Source organism: Cyclobacterium qasimii M12-11B (genome assembly GCF_000427295.1).
In the GTDB taxonomy this organism is placed as follows: domain Bacteria; phylum Bacteroidota; class Bacteroidia; order Cytophagales; family Cyclobacteriaceae; genus Cyclobacterium; species Cyclobacterium qasimii.
Genome location: NZ_ATNM01000023.1, coordinates 1 through 16,532, shown reverse-complemented (window position 1 = coordinate 16,532; position 16,532 = coordinate 1). Strand labels below are relative to the sequence as shown.

Sequence of the window (16,532 nt, the reverse complement as noted above, 5' to 3'; positions counted from 1 at the left end):
TTTCCGTTTAAGTTAAAAAATCATTGATATTATCCTCAATAATCCCCTCATTATATAATGTAACTTTTAAATATGGGTCTATTTCAGCAATTTCTCTTGCAACAATCCATGATTTCTTTAAACCAATATTGTACACACCAGTTCTTATGCGATTCATATTACTCAAATCCAAGGTGTCAAAATCAGCAATTCTCAACTCTCCGAAACACCTTTCCATCGCCAGACTTATGGCCACACTCTGCCCAACCGATAAGCCTATGATGCCAATGATTTTATTCTGAAGCAACTCCTGCTCTTCATCAGTGATTTTATAGCGGTTCCTTATGGTGCGTAATTTTACAAAATCTCTTTCTTCTAATATTCGCACTACTGTATTGCGCCAAGGATAATAAACCCAGATCCCATTTTCAGATTCCGACATTCCAGAATTAGAATAATATTCAATCTTTTTTTCGACCAACTCCTCTTGAGACAACTTTCTCTTGGGGTTCTGCGTTTTTATTAATTCTGAAAGCTGTAAATCAAAAGAATCAAAAAACATTACTTTACCTGTTTCTTTAAGCTGTTTGAGATCTTTTTTGTCCTTCTTATTTCCAAGTGAGAACAAAACAGGCTTATAGGCCTGATTAAACTCATTAATCTTAATTGAGTTTTCCATAAATATTAATAACTAAAAAAAGGATATACTGTAAGTAAAGTTATATTTTTGTAATTACAAATAATCAAGTGAGTAGAATTAATTTAATATTTTTTGATTTTCAGGTTTAAATTTATTAATTTATAGAATAAACTTTTGAATATAAATATATTAAGTTTAAACTAGTAAATTATATTTGAAAAAGAGCGATAATTTGCTTAAAATTAAAAATTCAATTTCTTGTTCTTAGCAATTTATTGTGGTATTTCGAAACTTAAGGTATGGAAAATTATAAGATCAGAATCCTCTATGTGGATGATGAGGTCAACAACTTGAAAGCGTTTAAGGCCACTTTTAGAAGGGAATATAAAATATTTTTAGCAGATTCTGCTGACGAGGGAAGAGACATACTGCTTCAGGAAGACATTGACATTATCATTACTGATCAAAGAATGCCTAAGGAAAACGGCGTAGATTTTTTGGAGTCAATTATCCCTATGCATCCAGACCCTATGCGTATTTTACTCACAGGTTATACTGATATTCAAGCAGTTATTGATGCCATCAATAAAGGAAAAGTGTATCATTATCTTACAAAACCTTGGGAAGAAGACTATCTCAGAACGGTAGTAAAGAATGCCTATGAGGTTTTTTCGCTAAGAAAGGAGAATAAGCAACTAACGGATAGTTTGCTTAAAGCCAATGATCAATTGGAGTTTCTCCTTAGGCAAAACCTCCTTTCCTAACTGTACTGATAGCCCTTTTTAATATCTGGCAGCCAATAGTAATTGTAACTCCTTGTGGGTCATTTGAAATTTTCGGCCTAAATGTGCACTCGTAAGACTGCCGCGGTAAGTATAGACCCCTTTCATAAACCATTTATAATTGAATACCATTTCTTCTGGCCCTCCTATGTCTGCCATCTGAAGTAAGATGGGGGTAAAGATATTACTAAGGGAATAGGAAGCTGTTCTTGAAACTCTGGATGCGATGTTAGGAACACAGTAATGGATAACACCATGTTTTTTAAACACTGGCTCGTTATGACTGGTCATTTCTGCGGTTTCTATACATCCGCCTTGGTCTATACTTACATCAATGATAACGCTTCCTTCCATCATTTGGGAAACCATCTCCTCAAACACAACTATTTTTGACCTGCCCTTCTCTGCTCTAAGTGCTCCAATGACAACATCCGACTCTTTCAATGCCTGACCTAAAACATAATTGTCTATAGTCGATGTAAACACTTGCTGACCCAGGACCTGCTTGATTCTTCTTAATTTATAGATTTGATTGTCAAATATCTTAATATTGGCTCCAAGACCTAAGGCTGTTCTGGCCGCATATTCGGCGACAGTTCCAGCGCCAATGATCACAACCTGAGTAGGGGGAACACCAGTAATCCCTCCCAGGATCAACCCTTTACCATCATTCACACTATTGAGGTACTCTGCAGCGACTAGCATGGCAGTGCTGCCAGCTATTTCACTCATGGCCCTCACCACAGGCATGCCACCTACTTTATCTTCCAGGTTCTCAAAAGCTACTGCGGTAATTTTCTTTGCATTCAATTGCTGAATAAATTCGGCTTTTTGTTTGCCCAACTGGAGAGCTGAAATCAAACATGAACCCTGGCGCATATAGCCAATTTCTTCTGCAGAGGGTGGCTCAACCTTTAAAACTACTTCAGCATCAAAAGCCTCCTCACTGGTATATACAACCCTTGCTCCGGCATCTGAATAATCCTTATCAGAAAATTTTGATAATTTGCCAGCATTGGTCTCCACGATTACCCGCTGTCCATTGTTTACCAGCAACTTCACTGCTTCGGGCGTAAGGACCACCCGCTTCTCCTGATCGGCAGTTTCTTTGGGTATTCCAATCAATATTGGAGGACCTTTCCTTTTTAAACGGTCCATTGATTCCTGCGTGTACACCAAAGGCTCTTCGGCAATTTCGGTAAAACCTGTTTTACCTATCATTGATTGATGGTTTTAATAGCAATATTTCTTTTTTCAACTTCATCACTCTCAATCGCAATTAATGCGAATTTATCTGGCAAAAACATAGGGATTTTTTCCGCCCATTCTACAAAACAATAATTGCCACTAGAGAAATATTCTTCAATACCCATGTCCAAGGCTTCTACTGGATCCTCTATCCTATAAAAGTCAAAATGATACACAGGATCTCCTTGGTCACTAGTGTACTCATTTACAATAGAGAAGGTAGGACTGCTTACAGGGTCTAAGATATTGAGTTTTTCGCAGATCGCTTTTATCAAAGTGGTTTTACCCGCTCCCATTTCTCCTTGAAAAACCCAAACCTTCATATCCCTGCATAAATCAATGATTACCTCAGCAGCATTTGAAATCTCACTAATATGATCGCAATGTATTCGTTTCAATTAAAATTATTTTGGCTGCAAATGTACAATAGGAATAATCATTTCTTCCAATGAAACACCTCCATGTTGAAAAGTATCCCTGTAATAGTTTACGTAATAATTGTAGTTATTGGGGTAGGCAAAGAAATAATCCTCTACAGCAAACACATAACTGGACGAGATATTCAAACGAGGAAGCCTCGCTTCATCCGGATTATCTATTTCAAATACCTTTCCCGATTCAAAATTAAGGTTTTTTCCTTGTTTATACCTCAAGTTGGTGGTAACGTTTCGGTCTCCAATGATTTTATAAGGTTTATTTACACGTTTGGTTCCGTGATCAGTCGTTACAATCACTTCTGCTCCTGCCGCGCTAATTTTCTTGAATAGCTCAAATAAAGAGCTATGTAAAAACCAACTTATAGTAAGAGAGCGATAGGCAGACTCGTCCGGAGCCAATTCTCTGATCATTTTCATATCAGTTCTGGCATGTGACATCATGTCCACGAAATTGTACACCAAAACATTCAACTCATTTTTCATCAAGTTGGGAAACTGATCCAACACTGCTTTCCCTTGATTGGTTTGCAGTATTTTATTGTAGCTGGAGCGTATAGAAAGACGGTTCTTTTTTAAATTAACCTTCAAAAACTCAGCTTCGTTGTTGTTTTTCCCTTCATCTGTATCTTCGCCCTCCCAAAGGTCAGGGTGAGATTTCGACATTTCAAGAGGCATCATACCACTGAATAAGGCGTTTCTTGAAAAAGCTGTAGTTGTAGGTAGGATGCTATAATAGGTTCCATTCTCCTTAACCAAAAAGTAATCCCTCAATTGGGTTTCTATCATCTCCCATTGATCCAGTCTTAAATTGTCAATCACAATAAAAACAAAGGCTTATCCGTTTTGATTTTTGGAAACACATGCTTCTTCATCACCTGATGAGATAAAACAGGCTTGCTGATGTTAGGAACATTTAGCCATTCCAAATAATTTTCTTTTATAAAACGCGCAAAGTTCGCATTTGCCTCTACTTTTTGGGTTTCGAGCACTTCCTGCATACTTTTGTTTTCCGTTTCATCTATTTCAAGCTCCCAGTAAGTAAGCTTTTTGTAGATGTCCGCCCACTCTTCGTGATCAATGGCATCATTGTAAGCCATACTTATATTCCTGAAATCCTGCTGATAGGAAAGGTTGGTCTTTTCACTTATCAATTGCTTGTTTTGAAGTATCTTCTTCACTGAAAGCAAAATTTGATTCGGATTGATGGGCTTGATAAGGTAATCAGCAATTTTACCACCAATAGCATCATCCATGATATGTTCTTCCTCACTCTTGGTAATCATCACCACAGGGATTTGTGGTTTTATGGTTTTGATTTGTTGCAGGGTTTCCAGACCTGTCATACCAGGCATCATCTCATCCAAAAAAATCACATCAAAATTATCTTCCTCAACTTTTTCGACAGCATCTAAGCCACTATTCACCGTAACAATGTCATAGCCTTTTTGTTGTAAAAATAATATATGTGGTTTTAGGAGATCGATCTCATCATCTGCCCATAATATTTTGAAATTTTGCATATCAATTGGTTTAATTCTTTTTAGTTTAATTACTTTTGACAAGATACCTCTATGAACAGGACATTGAAAAGTTATAAAATCATAAATGACCCAGTATACGGGTTCATCAACATTCCAAGTGAGCTGATTTTTGCCGTTATTGACCATCCTTACTTTCAAAGGTTACGTAGAATCAAGCAGCTTGGTTTGACGGATATGGTTTACCCCGGCGCACTGCATACCCGATTCCATCATGCCATTGGAGCGATGCACCTTATGAGCATCACTTTAGACCAGCTTCGGAATAAAGGAATAGAGATTTCTGAAATCGAATATGAAGCTGCACTACTCGCCATCTTGCTCCATGATATTGGCCATGGCCCATTTTCTCATGCTCTGGAATCAATATTACTAGAGGGCCAGCACCATGAAACATTATCAATCCTCTTTTTTGACGAATTAAATAAGCAATTTCATGGCCAGCTTTCACTGGCGAGAAAAATATTTGTTGGAAGTTACGAAAGAAAATTCTTTCACCAACTTGTATCCAGCCAATTGGATATTGATAGGCTGGATTATTTACAAAGAGATTGTTTTTTCACTGGGGTATCAGAAGGCACTATAGGAGCTGATCGAATCATTAAAATGATGACCATCGTAAATGATGAGGTTGTCATCGAAGAAAAAGGAATTTACAGCATAGAAAATTTTTTGAACGCAAGAAGACTTATGTACTGGCAAGTTTACCTGCATAAAACAACTGTCTGTGCGGAAAAAATGCTAATTAACCTGATCTTAAGAGCAAAGCACCTTGGGCGCTCAGGTTATCCACTTCCAGGCTCTATAGAATTCATAGGTTTTTTGAAAAAGGATTTACCTAAAACAGGAAAACCAGATTGGCTGGATGATTTTGCCCAACTAGATGATTTGGATATTTGGGGAGCCATTAAACTTTGGAAGGATCTTGACGACTTGGTACTAAGCCAAATCTCAAAAATGTTTTTGACTAGAAATTTGTATAAAATACACCTTAGCAATCAGCCACTTATTACTAGCAAAGTAGCTGAGATGAAATCTAAAGTTCAAAAAAAGCTAATGGTCTCTGATGAAGAATTAAATTATTTTTTCTCGGAAGGTGAGATAAGCAATTATGGCTATTTGAAAGAAAATAAAATTTTAATACTAACAAAAAAAGGTGAAGTTTTGGACGTAGCAGCGGCCGCAGATTTGCCAAATATAAAAGCCATGAGTAAAATTGTCAAAAAATACTATGCTTGTCATGCTAAAAACATAACTTTACGTTAAAAATTAATTAATACCTAATGGAATTTACCGTCGATCAAATTGCTCAACTTTTGGATGGAACTGTAGAAGGTGATGGTTCGCAGATGATCAATAACCTGGAAAAAATCCAGGAGGGAAAACCAGGAAGCATAGGTTTCCTTGCTAATTTAAAATACGAAAAACACCTTTACAGCACCCATTGCTCTGCAATTATCGTCTCAAAGGACTTTGTACCGCAAAAATCCTATACGACGACATTGGTCAAAGTAACGGACCCTTACTCTGCTTTTTCTAAGCTATTGGAAAGCTATGCAGAACTCACCAAACCAAACCCACTTGGTGTAGAAGAGCCAAGTTTTTTTGGCAATGACAGTACCATTGGAGAGGGGTTTTACCGTGGAGCATTCTCCTACATCGGTAAAAACTGCACGATTGGAGACAATGTTAAAATATATCCACAAGTATATATTGGGGACAATGTGACCATTGGTAACAATTGTGTCTTTCATCCAGGGGTGAAAATTTACTCCGAAACAAAAATCGGTAGCTACTGCGAAATCCACGGCGGAACGATTATTGGTGGCGATGGCTTTGGTTTTACCCCTCAGGCAGATGGCACCTATAATAATGTCCCTCAGTTAGGAAATGTCGTCTTAGAAGATCATATTAGCATTGGTTCCAATTCCACCATAGATTGTGCTACTATGGGGTCAACTTTAATTAAAAGGGGGTAAAAATAGACAACCATGTTCAGATTGCTCACAATGTTACAATTGGAGAAAATACTGTCATAGCCGCTCAAGCAGGTGTAGCTGGGTCTACAATTATTGGAAAAAATTGCGTTTTAGCAGGGAAATCATCAATTGTTGGACATATTGAGTTGGCCGATAACACTACTATAGGAGGTAATACTGGTGTAATGAAATCGGTAATTGAACCAGGAACAACTTTATTTGGTTTTATAGGTTTTGATGTAAAAGCTTTCTTAAAATCCTATTCAGTATTCAAAAAACTACCTTTACTTCAGGACAAATTAAGAGAGCTGGAAAAAAAACAATAAATTCGCAAACTGAATTGGTCCACCTCTAGTAAATAGTTATTTATTTTAATGAAAGTAAAACAGCATACCATAAAAAAACAAGTTACCGTGAACGGTGTAGGTTTACACACGGGAATAGTAGCTAACATGACCTTTTTGCCAGCCAGCCCTAATCATGGATATAAATTCCAAAGAATGGATCTGGAGGGTCAGCCTATCATTGATGCAGATGTGGACAATGTTGTAGACGTTTCTCGAGGCACCACCTTAGAACAAAGCGGCGCAAGAGTTTTCACAGTTGAACATGTTCTTGCAGCACTTGTAGGAATGGAAATAGACAATGTACTTATTCAACTTAATGGCCCTGAGCCTCCTATTTTGGATGGAAGTAGCATACAGTTTATAAACGTTCTGGAAGAAGCAGGGCTTGAAGAACAAAATGCACTAAGGAGATTTTTTGAAGTCCCGGAGAGCATTCATTACAAAGACAGCGCGAGAGAAGTAGAGATGGCAGCATTGCCACTAGACGATTTTAGGGTTACTGTGATGGTAGATTATAACTCACCTGTACTGGGAAGCCAGCACGCTTCTATTACTGACATTAGCCAATTTAAAAGCGAAATCGCTTCATGCAGAACATTTTGTTTCTTGCATGAGTTAGAGATGTTATACAAAAACAACCTGATACAAGGTGGAGACCTTAACAATGCCATAGTAGTAGTGGACAGGGTTGTAGAAGAGGCTGAACTAGCTAATTTAGCCAAAATGTTTAACAAGCAAAAGGTTGAAGTGAAGAAGGAAGGCATCCTAAACAATGTAGAGCTAAGGTATAAAAACGAACCAGCCAGACATAAACTTCTGGATGTGATCGGTGACCTTGCTTTGGTAGGTCGTCCACTAAAAGCTCAAATTTTAGCAGCCAGACCTGGACATGCAGCCAATGTCGCTTTTGCGAAAAAGATAAAAAGGGCAATGGAAAAGGCAGGGCCTATGCATATCCCATACTACGATCCAAAATCACCTCCAGTTTTAGATATTAATCAGATAAGTAATATTTTACCTCATAGGTATCCTTTCCAATTATTAGACAAGGTCATATATCTGGATGATAAAGTGGTGGCAGGCGTGAAAAACGTCACCATCAATGAACCTTTTTTTATGGGACACTTCCCAAATAATCCGGTCATGCCAGGCGTTCTACAAGTGGAAGCCATGGCGCAAACAGGGGGTATTCTCGTTTTGAGTACTGTTGAGGATCCTGAAAATTATTGGACCTATTTCCTTAGCATTGAAAATTGCAAATTTAGGAAAATGGTTATACCTGGTGACACATTGATTTTTAAATGTGAATTACTGAACCCAATCAGAAGAGGAATAGCAAAAATGAAAGGGGAGGCATTTGTAGGTAATGCCTTGGTTTGTGAAGCCATAATGACTGCCAGCATTGTAAGAAAAGACGCATGATCAGTAAACTATCCGAAGTAAGTGAAAAGGCCCGTTTGGGAGAAAATGTTTCAATAGAAGCTTTCTCGTCTATACATCCTGATGTTGAAATTGGAGATGGCACATGGGTAGGCTCTAATGTAACCATCTACCCTGGAGCCAGAATAGGTAAAAATTGCAGGATCTTCCCTGGTGCAGTGATCTCTGCTATTCCTCAAGATTTGAAATTCAGTGGAGAATCGTCTCTTGTAGAAATTGGAGACAATACGACTATCCGTGAATTTGTAACTATTAACAGAGGGACTGCTGATAAACAAACCACCAAAATAGGACATGATTGCCTGCTGATGGCTTATGTACATATCGCACATGATTGCTTGATTCAAAACCGAGTGATTATCGCGAACTCTGTGCAGGTCGCAGGACATGTAACCATAGATGACTGGGCTTTTGTAGGAGGAAGTAGTGCCATCCACCAATTTGTGAAAATTGGGATGCACAGTATGATTTCAGGCGGATCCCTGGTAAGGAAAGATGTACCTCCATTTACGAAAGCCGCAAGAGAACCTTTAAGCTATGCAGGAGTAAATTCATTAGGTTTAAGGAGAAGAGGATTTGAAAGCAAAACCATAAGTGAGATTCAAGAAGTTTATCGTTTTCTGTTTTTAAACAACTGGAACAATAGCAGGGCTTTGGAAGAAATAGAAATAAATCTTCCTGCTACAAAAGAACGTGACGAAATAGTTAACTTCATTCGGTCATCTGAAAGAGGTGTGATGAAAGGATATATTCAGTAGTATGTTATCGGTAAAGCTGGAAGGAGGAGGTAAGAAATTTCAGCGTGAGTGGATATTCAGAAACCTAGACCTTAATTTCACAGAAGGAACAAAATCGGCAATCATAGGAAGCAATGGTTCTGGAAAATCTACATTGATCAAATGCTTATCCTCTCAAATGCCGCTTACTGAAGGAAAGTTGCTTTTTACTTTGGATAAAAAAGAGGTTTTAGAAGAGAATATATACAAGCACCTGACCATTAGTGCTCCCTACCTGGATTTTCCAGAAGAGTTTTCTCTAAAGGAATTTTTGAGTTTTCATTTCAAATTCAAAAAACTTATAGGTGGAGTGGATATCCCTCAGTTAATCGAACTAATGTACCTTGAAAACTCCGTTAATAAACCACTAAATTATTTTTCTTCGGGCATGAAACAAAGGCTAAAATTGGGCATTTGTTTTTTCTCTGACGCACCATTTTTACTCTTAGATGAGCCTACTTCAAATCTCGATGAGCGAGGAATTAGCTGGTACAGAGATTTAGTAGAAAAATACAGTAGCAAAAAGTGCTTACTTATCGCCTCAAATGATACGAGAGAATTTGATTTTTGTGAAAAAATTGTTTCAATTGAAGATTATAAACTAAAGCGAATACTTTGATAAAATTCGGAAATGATTAATTTTACTTTTTAAGGATATGATTATGAGAACGCTAGTTAGTAGTTATTTAATTTTTATTTTATTCGTATTTACGGCTTGTACGAGCAGTGAGACCGAAGAGCCAAAAAAAACAGCTGAGGAAATTGCAACAGCGCTATTGACAGGAGCAAGTGGCAGCCAAACCTGGTCCTTAGAAAATGGGGGGTCTGTTTCGAAAGATGGATCTACGGTTACTGCCGATTTTAGTGGATTTGAAATTCGCTTTATTGCCAATAATGCCGGCAAAACCTATACATCTATAAACAGTAACTTACTTTTCGACACGAATGGTAACTGGGCCTTTTCAGGAGCTAACTTTGACAAAATTATACTTTCGGGAATTCAACCAGCTTCAAACAAAGAGATTTCCTTTACTAAAAATCAGGAGAAATTACGTTTGGAATTTGTGGTTCCTGCACCTCAGAATGCCCGAGTAAATGCATTGGCAGGATTCTATGTTTTTGACTTGACAATTATTAATTAAACAAACCCGATTAAAAATGTTTAAATCCCTCTTTACCCTTTGTTTCCTTTTTTCTACAGCACTAATGGCTCAGGAAAAACAAGTAGTGGCAGTAGAAAGTGCCGTTACTGAATTGGTCAACGCCATGGTCGCAGGTGATGCTTCCCGTCTTGAAAAGATCACAGATGCTGATTTAACCTATGGACACTCAAGTGGTTTATTAGAAAATCAAAGTGAATTTATCGAGGCATTAAGCTCAGGCAACTCCAATTTCACTGAAATCAACATCGAAAATCAAACTGTAAATATTACGGGTAAAATTGCACTTGTTAGGCATTTTTTAATTGGAAAAACGCTCAACAAAGGTAGTGCACCAGAACCTGTAAATCTTGGTGTTTTGACTGTTTGGCACAAAAAAGGAAAATCCTGGATTTTACTAGCGCGTCAGGCATACAAAAGATAATTAGATGGGGAGGGGTGACAACTACTAGTGCTTTTTAATCTTTAAACTGCACCAGTGTTACCCCAGAGCCTCCTCTATCCGCATGTTCGTCCGAAAACCCAGCCACAGAAGAAGTACTTCTTAAAAGGTTTCTTGTAAGCTCCCTCAGAATACCGTCCCCTTTTCCATGGATTACTTTGATGTCATTGATGCCCAACATAAATGCATCATCAACGAAATTCTGAACCAACATTAAAACTTCTTCTCCTCTTTTACCTCTTATATCAAGGTTAGGTGAAAAATTCGCCATCTTAGAAGAGGTATCATAAGTAATTCTTTTTTCTATTGCTTTCTTTTCCTTTTTCAGTGAAGTATTTGATATTTTTTCCAATCGATTTAGATTCACTGTAGATTTAAGGTCCCCAATGGTGACAGATACCTGCTTCCCTTTAATCCCTAGGACTTCTGCCAATGCCCCATTGTCTTTAATTCTCACTTGGTCCCCTACCCCTATGGTACCACTTTCCACCTTGATGGTTTCTTTTTGTTCAACAGGCTTTTTGTCTGGCTTTATTGCCGCCTTATGCGCATCAAGCTCTTTCCTTATTTGTTTGGTAGCTTCCTTATTTGCTTGAGATTCCTTGATGGAACGAATGGTATTCTCGATTTTTCGATTGGTATCATCTAGCAATACCTTGGCTTGCGTTTTAGCTTCATTTAAAATGACCTTTTGTTGACCATCTAAGGTCGCCTTTAAGGAATTGTACTCTCTTAGCTTAATGGATAGCAACCGGTCTTTCCGCTCCACTTCAGCTATCAGGTTTTCATATTTACTTTTTTCGCTTTCAACCTTGAGCAGCAACTTATCATAACGAACTCTGGTTTCTCCAATTTGCGCTTTCGCATGGAGAACAATTTCTTCAGGTATTCCTATTTTACCGGCAATTTCAAAGGCAAATGAGCTCCCCGGCTTTCCAATCTCTAACTCGTAGAGCGGCTCAAGCCTATCTACATCAAACCTCATGGCACCATTTACCATTCCCTGACTTTTGGATGCCAATTGTTTTAAGTTGCCGTAATGGGTAGTGACCAAGCCAAAAGCGCCCGACTTATTCAATGCAACCAATAAGGCTTCTGCTATTGCACCACCAAACTGAGGCTCTGTCCCAGTACCAAATTCATCAATGAAGAATATGGTTTTCTTATTGGCAAAGAAAGTGAAGTGCTTCATGTTCATCAAGTGTGAACTGTAAGTACTCAAATCGTTCTCTATATTTTGTTCATCTCCTATGTCTATAAAAAATTGATCAAAGATGGCACATTTTGATTTCGGCTCCATCGGAACGAGCAAACCACATTGATACATAAACTGTACAAGGGCAACAGTTTTAAGTGTAACGGACTTACCGCCGGCATTAGGCCCTGAGATTACCAACAACCTATTGTTAGGGTCCAGGTTGATGGTTACGGGTACAATTTCTTTTTTCTGCTGCTTGAGCGACATTTCCAGGAGCGGATGCCTGGCTTTTAGCCAAGACATTTCTCTTTCTTTAACCATCTCTGGGTTTATGCCATTAATCTTAATAGCAAATTTTGCCTTCGCTCTAATGAAGTCAATCATCCCTAGAAAATAAAAAGCCCTTCTTAAGGTAGGAATATATTCTCTGAGCTCGTCAGTAAGCCTCATAAGGATTTTCTGAACTTCCCTCCGCTCCATGTACAGGAGATCTTTGATATCATTGTTGATATCCAACACTTCTGCTGGCTCAAGGTACACCGTTTGCCCTGTGGCTGATTCGTCATGGATAAACCCTTTGATGCGCCTTTTATACTCAGCCAATACAGGAATGACCATTCTGCCTCCACGGATAGTTATAGATGCATCTTCAGGAGTAAACCCTTGCGCTTTTGCTGTCCTATAAATACTATCAAGTACTTTCCGTATTCTATTTTCCTCGTAAGAAAGTTGGGTTCGGACAAGGTTCAATTCCTTGGAAGCATTGTCCTTCATTCTACCCTTGTCATCAAGTACTTTGTCTATACTAAATTCTAAAGGTATATTGTCTTCTACCATCCCCAGAAGTTGGTGCAATTGGGGATATTCTTCAGCATTTTTCTTAAAAAAAAGAACACATCCTGAAAGCGTTTTTAGACCGAGCCGAATCTCATGGAAATCCTCTTCAAAAAGAAAGGTCCCCTCAATCTTTGCTTTGTTCAGATAAGGATAGATATTAATATAGTTATTACTAGGGAATGGATCCCCGGAGACCAAAATCTGTCTAAACTCCTCAGTTTGCGATAAAAGCCTGCTAAGTAATCGTCGGTCTTTCGAAAAAGCAATTTTTTTAACAAAATCAGCCCCCAAAATACCTGTGCATTCTTGTCTAATTAAATCTTTGATTTTATCAAAGTCTATTTTCTCCTCTAAATTATCAGGATATAATTTCATTTATGGCTGTTGGTTTTGCTGTGCTTCTTTCTCTTTAACTGACAATGAATCAATTGCCCGTTCATATAAATATTCCATTTTGGCGGCATCCCTCAAATAAAATTCCAAACTTTTAATATAAACTGAATCTGGGATACCGTACTTTTCAAAAATACGTCTTTCCAAAATCGGATAAAGGATCTTAGAGGAATCATAGGGGATGGAGAGAGATTGCACAAAGCCCTCTGTCATATGTATTTCCACAAGAATATTAACCATGGTATCTTCTGACAAAATGTCATCTGAACCATTATTATCACGACAGGAAATCGTCCCGAGAAGAAAAGCAAAAGCTATATATAGGTGTTTCACATTTCAAAATTACCTAATTCCTTTCAAAATTGACAATAAGTAAAGGCTAAGTCGTTTTATTATTCGAATGAGACTGCTAAATTAGGCCTCTGATTCAAAAATGAAAATGAACCAACTGATAAAAAAGCTTAGAAAATATGAAATCCTACTTAGGAAAGTGGCGAATAGTCATCTTCAAGGGGATCATCTCTCTATTTTCAAGGGTGCCGGTCTGGAGTTTGACGATCTTCGTCCCTATCAGTATGGTGATGATGTAAGAACTATCGAATGGAAGGTTTCCGCAAAAGGACATGGAACCTTTGTCAAAACATTTAAAGAGGACAAAGACCAAAGTGTTTATTTCCTTTTAGATGTCAGTGGATCCCAGGATATCGGTAGCAAAGTCCGTAAAAAAATTGACCTTGGTAAGGAAATCGCAGGGGTATTGACACTGGCTTCCGTTCATGAAGGTTCACAGGTAGGACTTGTAAGTTACTCTGACCAAAAAGAAACAATCATAATCCCAGGCAAAGGAACTCGTCAAGCTGTTAAAATCATAAAAGGTATATTTAATCCAGAAACAAAATCGAAAAAAACAGACCTTAATGGGTTGTTTACATTTTGCCTCAACCTAATTAAGAAAAGGTCTATTCTTTTCGTCATTTCAGATTTTATTGATGAAGAATATGAAAGACCTTTAAAAGCATTGGCTTTTAAACATGATTTAGTGGTATTACAAATGACTGATCCAATAGAATCGGCCTTACCATCTTTAGGTATAATTCCTGTGTTTGATAAAGAAGAAGATAAAACCACTTGGGTGAATACCGCTTTCGGTGGGTTTTCGAAAAAAATCGCCACTTCATTTACTACCGACAGGGCCCACCTCAAAGATTTCTGCAAAAAAAACCAGATCAATTATCTCCAGATAGCAACAGATCAGGACATCGTCCTACCTTTGATGGAATTATTTAAGTTGAGAAATAAAACCATGAAACGTGGATAGAATAGTAAAACTAAGTTGTTTAGTTATCTTTCTTATCTCATCTATTCCCTTTGCTCAAGGTCAAGATGTTGTTGTAGAGGGATACTTTTTGCAGGATTCTGCAAAATTAGGTGAAAGAGTAGGCTATGTTTTAAAATCTAGCTATCCAAGTGATGTGCCTGTGATATTCCCAGACTCAACTTTTAATTTTGGGAATTTTGAATATTTGGACAAACAGATATTCTCGTCTCTTTCAGAGGACAGTCTCACATTGGACAGTGCTGTTTATTGGATTTCAAACTTCTCTCTGGATTCTGTGCAAGCTTTTCGCATGCCGGTATTTGAGGTTTTGAACTATGACAGTATCAGTCATTTCCCTCAACCTGCGACCTTGGCGCTTACACTTACAATTGATGAAATCCCTGAGGAACTGGCTTTTGAAGAAAACAACAGCTACCTCAATATACCCGTAGCTTTCAATTACCCGTATTTAATCATTGGTGTTTCCGTTCTGATAGTTATAATAGTGATCGCCTTCCTGATATTTGGAAAAGGTCTCTTTAAGCGTTGGAAAGCTTATAGGGAAAGGAAAAAATGGCGCACATTTATATCCAATTGGGAGGGTTCGATGAGTGCTCTGGTGAAAAACCCGGGTATTCAGGAAGCAGATGAGTTATTGGGATTATGGAAAAACTATTTAGAGAATTTAACCGGACTACCCTACAAGGAGTGGACAGCCACCGAGATTTCGATTCACCTAAATAAACCAGAGATAATTAAGGACTTTAGAAAAGTCGAACTCATTATTTATGCCAATCGGGTAGATGATAATATTCAGGAAGCCTGTGATAATCTATTAAATATATCTGAAGGTCTATTGGAAGAAAAAATAGATAAAATTTACAATCATGACTGATTTCTCTTCCTTTTTCTCTTGGAGCTGGTTTTCACCGGAAACCCTCCGCAGCTTTGAGTGGGAAAACTTTTTCTTACTTCATCTAATTTGGATCATTCCAATAGTGCTTTTGATCAGGAAGTTCATTAAACAACTGCAAAAGCCAGTATTAGAACTATCTCTACCGAAAATTGTCCCTTCCAAAAATCCATGGACTTACCTTCGGCTTATCCCTTCGTTTTTCTTTTTGCTTGCCTTATGGATGGTGATAATTGCCCTCGCAAGGCCGCAACGAACAAACGAAAAAGTAGAACAATACACCGAAGGAATTGACATCATGCTGGTATTGGATATTTCTGAATCCATGGACTTACAGGATTTCACACCCAATAGGTTAGAGGCAGCAAAAGAAACTGCTATTGATTTTATCAACGGCAGAATCGCTGATAGAATAGGCATGGTAATCTTCTCAGGCGAAGCTTTTTCCTTAGCTCCACTTACTACAGATTACGAACTTTTGACAGATTTGGTCAATAGTATCACTTTCAATATGATGGACGCCAAAGGCACGGCGATTGGCAGTGCTGTATCCACGGGCATCAACCGCATGAGAGAATCTGAAGCCAAATCCAAAGTAATGGTCTTACTTAGTGATGGGGACAATAACGCGGGAAACGTGGACCCGGTCTTCGCCGCCCAGTTGGCAGAAGCTATGGATGTAAAGATTTATACCATAGCAGTAGGTAAAGATGGGATGGTCCCTTATGGCACTGACTTTTTTGGCAGGCCACAGATGATTGAAAGTTACCTCAATGAAGAAACATTAAGAAATATTGCGCGCATTACAAAAGCTGAATTCTTTAGGGCTTCAGATGACCAGGCATTGGAAAATATATTCACGAAAATAGACGAATTGGAGAAGGCTGAAATCATAGAATCCAGGTACAAAGAAACAATGGACTACTACAGACCTTACCTCATGTGGGGAATCCTGTTTTTCTTTGCTTGGATGGCTTTAAAAAGTACGTTCTTCAACAATTTCCTATTGGATTAGAGGTAGCAAAATAACTGACTGGCAAACCCTAGATAGTAACACAATATTATTTCCTTCTGATTTTATGAAATAGGCTAAAAAAAGGCCGAC

General features: G+C 38.1%; 15 protein-coding genes and 2 pseudogenes. 11 read left to right on the top strand and 6 right to left on the bottom strand.

Features of this window, described 5'->3' with window-relative positions; translation table 11 throughout:
• Nucleotides 1-7 precede the first annotated feature (7 nt).
• Nucleotides 8-658: a ThiF family adenylyltransferase gene (locus ADICYQ_RS28090; protein WP_020893765.1), complete on the bottom strand. Its 651-nt coding sequence runs from the start codon at nt 656-658 to the stop codon at nt 8-10.
• 260 nt (nt 659-918) lie between these two features.
• On the opposite strand from ADICYQ_RS28090, the gene ADICYQ_RS02320 reads away from it, so the two are divergent.
• On the top strand, nt 919-1,383 hold the full coding sequence (locus ADICYQ_RS02320; RefSeq protein ID WP_020893764.1) for a response regulator: 465 nt from the start codon (nt 919-921) through the stop codon (nt 1,381-1,383).
• Between the two features lie 18 nt (nt 1,384-1,401).
• Here ADICYQ_RS02320 and ADICYQ_RS02315 read toward each other — a convergent pair whose 3' ends face one another.
• The 3 genes and pseudogenes from ADICYQ_RS02315 to porX all read right to left on the bottom strand — a co-directional run bounded on the left by ADICYQ_RS02315 (nt 1,402) and on the right by porX (nt 4,606).
• Nucleotides 1,402-2,559 carry an alanine dehydrogenase gene (locus ADICYQ_RS02315; RefSeq protein ID WP_373866573.1) on the bottom strand — a complete coding sequence of 386 codons (1,158 nt, stop codon included), beginning with the start codon at nt 2,557-2,559 and terminating at the stop codon, nt 1,402-1,404.
• 59 nt (nt 2,560-2,618) lie between these two features.
• Nucleotides 2,619-3,047 (bottom strand): tRNA (adenosine(37)-N6)-threonylcarbamoyltransferase complex ATPase subunit type 1 TsaE, encoded by a 429-nt coding sequence (gene tsaE, locus ADICYQ_RS02310; protein ID WP_040414116.1) that lies wholly within the window; start codon nt 3,045-3,047, stop codon nt 2,619-2,621.
• A gap of 6 nt (nt 3,048-3,053) precedes the next feature.
• Nucleotides 3,054-4,606 (bottom strand): annotated as a pseudogene (porX, locus tag ADICYQ_RS02305) (T9SS response regulator signal transducer PorX).
• Nucleotides 4,607-4,657: 51 nt separating this feature from the next.
• Between porX and ADICYQ_RS02300 the strand changes: the two are divergent.
• The 7 genes and pseudogenes from ADICYQ_RS02300 to ADICYQ_RS02270 all read left to right on the top strand — a co-directional run bounded on the left by ADICYQ_RS02300 (nt 4,658) and on the right by ADICYQ_RS02270 (nt 10,750).
• Nucleotides 4,658-5,890 carry an HD domain-containing protein gene (locus tag ADICYQ_RS02300; RefSeq protein WP_020893759.1) on the top strand — a complete coding sequence of 411 codons (1,233 nt, stop codon included), beginning with the start codon at nt 4,658-4,660 and terminating at the stop codon, nt 5,888-5,890.
• A 17-nt stretch (nt 5,891-5,907) separates the two neighbouring features.
• Nucleotides 5,908-6,929 (top strand): annotated as a pseudogene (gene lpxD, locus ADICYQ_RS02295) (UDP-3-O-(3-hydroxymyristoyl)glucosamine N-acyltransferase).
• Between the two features lie 48 nt (nt 6,930-6,977).
• Complete coding sequence (locus tag ADICYQ_RS02290) at nt 6,978-8,372, top strand: bifunctional UDP-3-O-[3-hydroxymyristoyl] N-acetylglucosamine deacetylase/3-hydroxyacyl-ACP dehydratase (protein ID WP_020893756.1); 1,395 nt, start codon at nt 6,978-6,980, stop codon at nt 8,370-8,372.
• Nucleotides 8,369-9,148 carry an acyl-ACP--UDP-N-acetylglucosamine O-acyltransferase gene (lpxA, locus tag ADICYQ_RS02285; RefSeq protein WP_020893755.1) on the top strand — a complete coding sequence of 260 codons (780 nt, stop codon included), beginning with the start codon at nt 8,369-8,371 and terminating at the stop codon, nt 9,146-9,148. The genes ADICYQ_RS02290 and lpxA overlap by 4 nt, the downstream gene beginning before the upstream one ends.
• 1 nt (nt 9,149) lies before the next feature.
• The gene (locus ADICYQ_RS02280) at nt 9,150-9,785 is read left to right on the top strand and encodes an ABC transporter ATP-binding protein (protein ID WP_020893754.1); all 636 of its coding nucleotides are present in this window, start codon (nt 9,150-9,152) and stop codon (nt 9,783-9,785) included.
• 43 nt (nt 9,786-9,828) lie between these two features.
• The gene (locus ADICYQ_RS02275) at nt 9,829-10,308 is read left to right on the top strand and encodes a hypothetical protein (RefSeq protein ID WP_020893753.1); all 480 of its coding nucleotides are present in this window, start codon (nt 9,829-9,831) and stop codon (nt 10,306-10,308) included.
• A gap of 16 nt (nt 10,309-10,324) precedes the next feature.
• Nucleotides 10,325-10,750 (top strand): nuclear transport factor 2 family protein, encoded by a 426-nt coding sequence (locus ADICYQ_RS02270; protein WP_020893752.1) that lies wholly within the window; start codon nt 10,325-10,327, stop codon nt 10,748-10,750.
• Between the two features lie 34 nt (nt 10,751-10,784).
• On the opposite strand, the gene ADICYQ_RS02265 is transcribed toward ADICYQ_RS02270, so the two are convergent.
• On the bottom strand, nt 10,785-13,178 hold the full coding sequence (locus tag ADICYQ_RS02265; protein WP_020893751.1) for an endonuclease MutS2: 2,394 nt from the start codon (nt 13,176-13,178) through the stop codon (nt 10,785-10,787).
• On the bottom strand, nt 13,179-13,529 hold the full coding sequence (locus ADICYQ_RS02260) for a DUF4296 domain-containing protein (protein ID WP_040414111.1): 351 nt from the start codon (nt 13,527-13,529) through the stop codon (nt 13,179-13,181). It lies immediately after the preceding gene.
• A 106-nt stretch (nt 13,530-13,635) separates the two neighbouring features.
• On the opposite strand from ADICYQ_RS02260, the gene ADICYQ_RS02255 reads away from it, so the two are divergent.
• Genes ADICYQ_RS02255 through ADICYQ_RS02245 form a run of 3 tightly spaced genes read left to right on the top strand, consistent with a single transcriptional unit; the run spans nt 13,636 to nt 16,442 of the window.
• A complete protein-coding gene (locus tag ADICYQ_RS02255) occupies nt 13,636-14,514 on the top strand; it encodes a DUF58 domain-containing protein (RefSeq protein ID WP_040414126.1) in 879 nt (292 codons plus the stop codon).
• Entirely contained in the window at nt 14,507-15,409 is a 903-nt protein-coding gene (locus ADICYQ_RS02250; protein ID WP_040414108.1) for a hypothetical protein, read from the top strand. Before ADICYQ_RS02255 ends, ADICYQ_RS02250 begins: the two co-directional genes overlap by 8 nt.
• On the top strand, nt 15,402-16,442 hold the full coding sequence (locus ADICYQ_RS02245; protein ID WP_020893747.1) for a vWA domain-containing protein: 1,041 nt from the start codon (nt 15,402-15,404) through the stop codon (nt 16,440-16,442). Before ADICYQ_RS02250 ends, ADICYQ_RS02245 begins: the two co-directional genes overlap by 8 nt.
• The last annotated feature ends 90 nt before the right edge of the window (nt 16,443-16,532 follow it).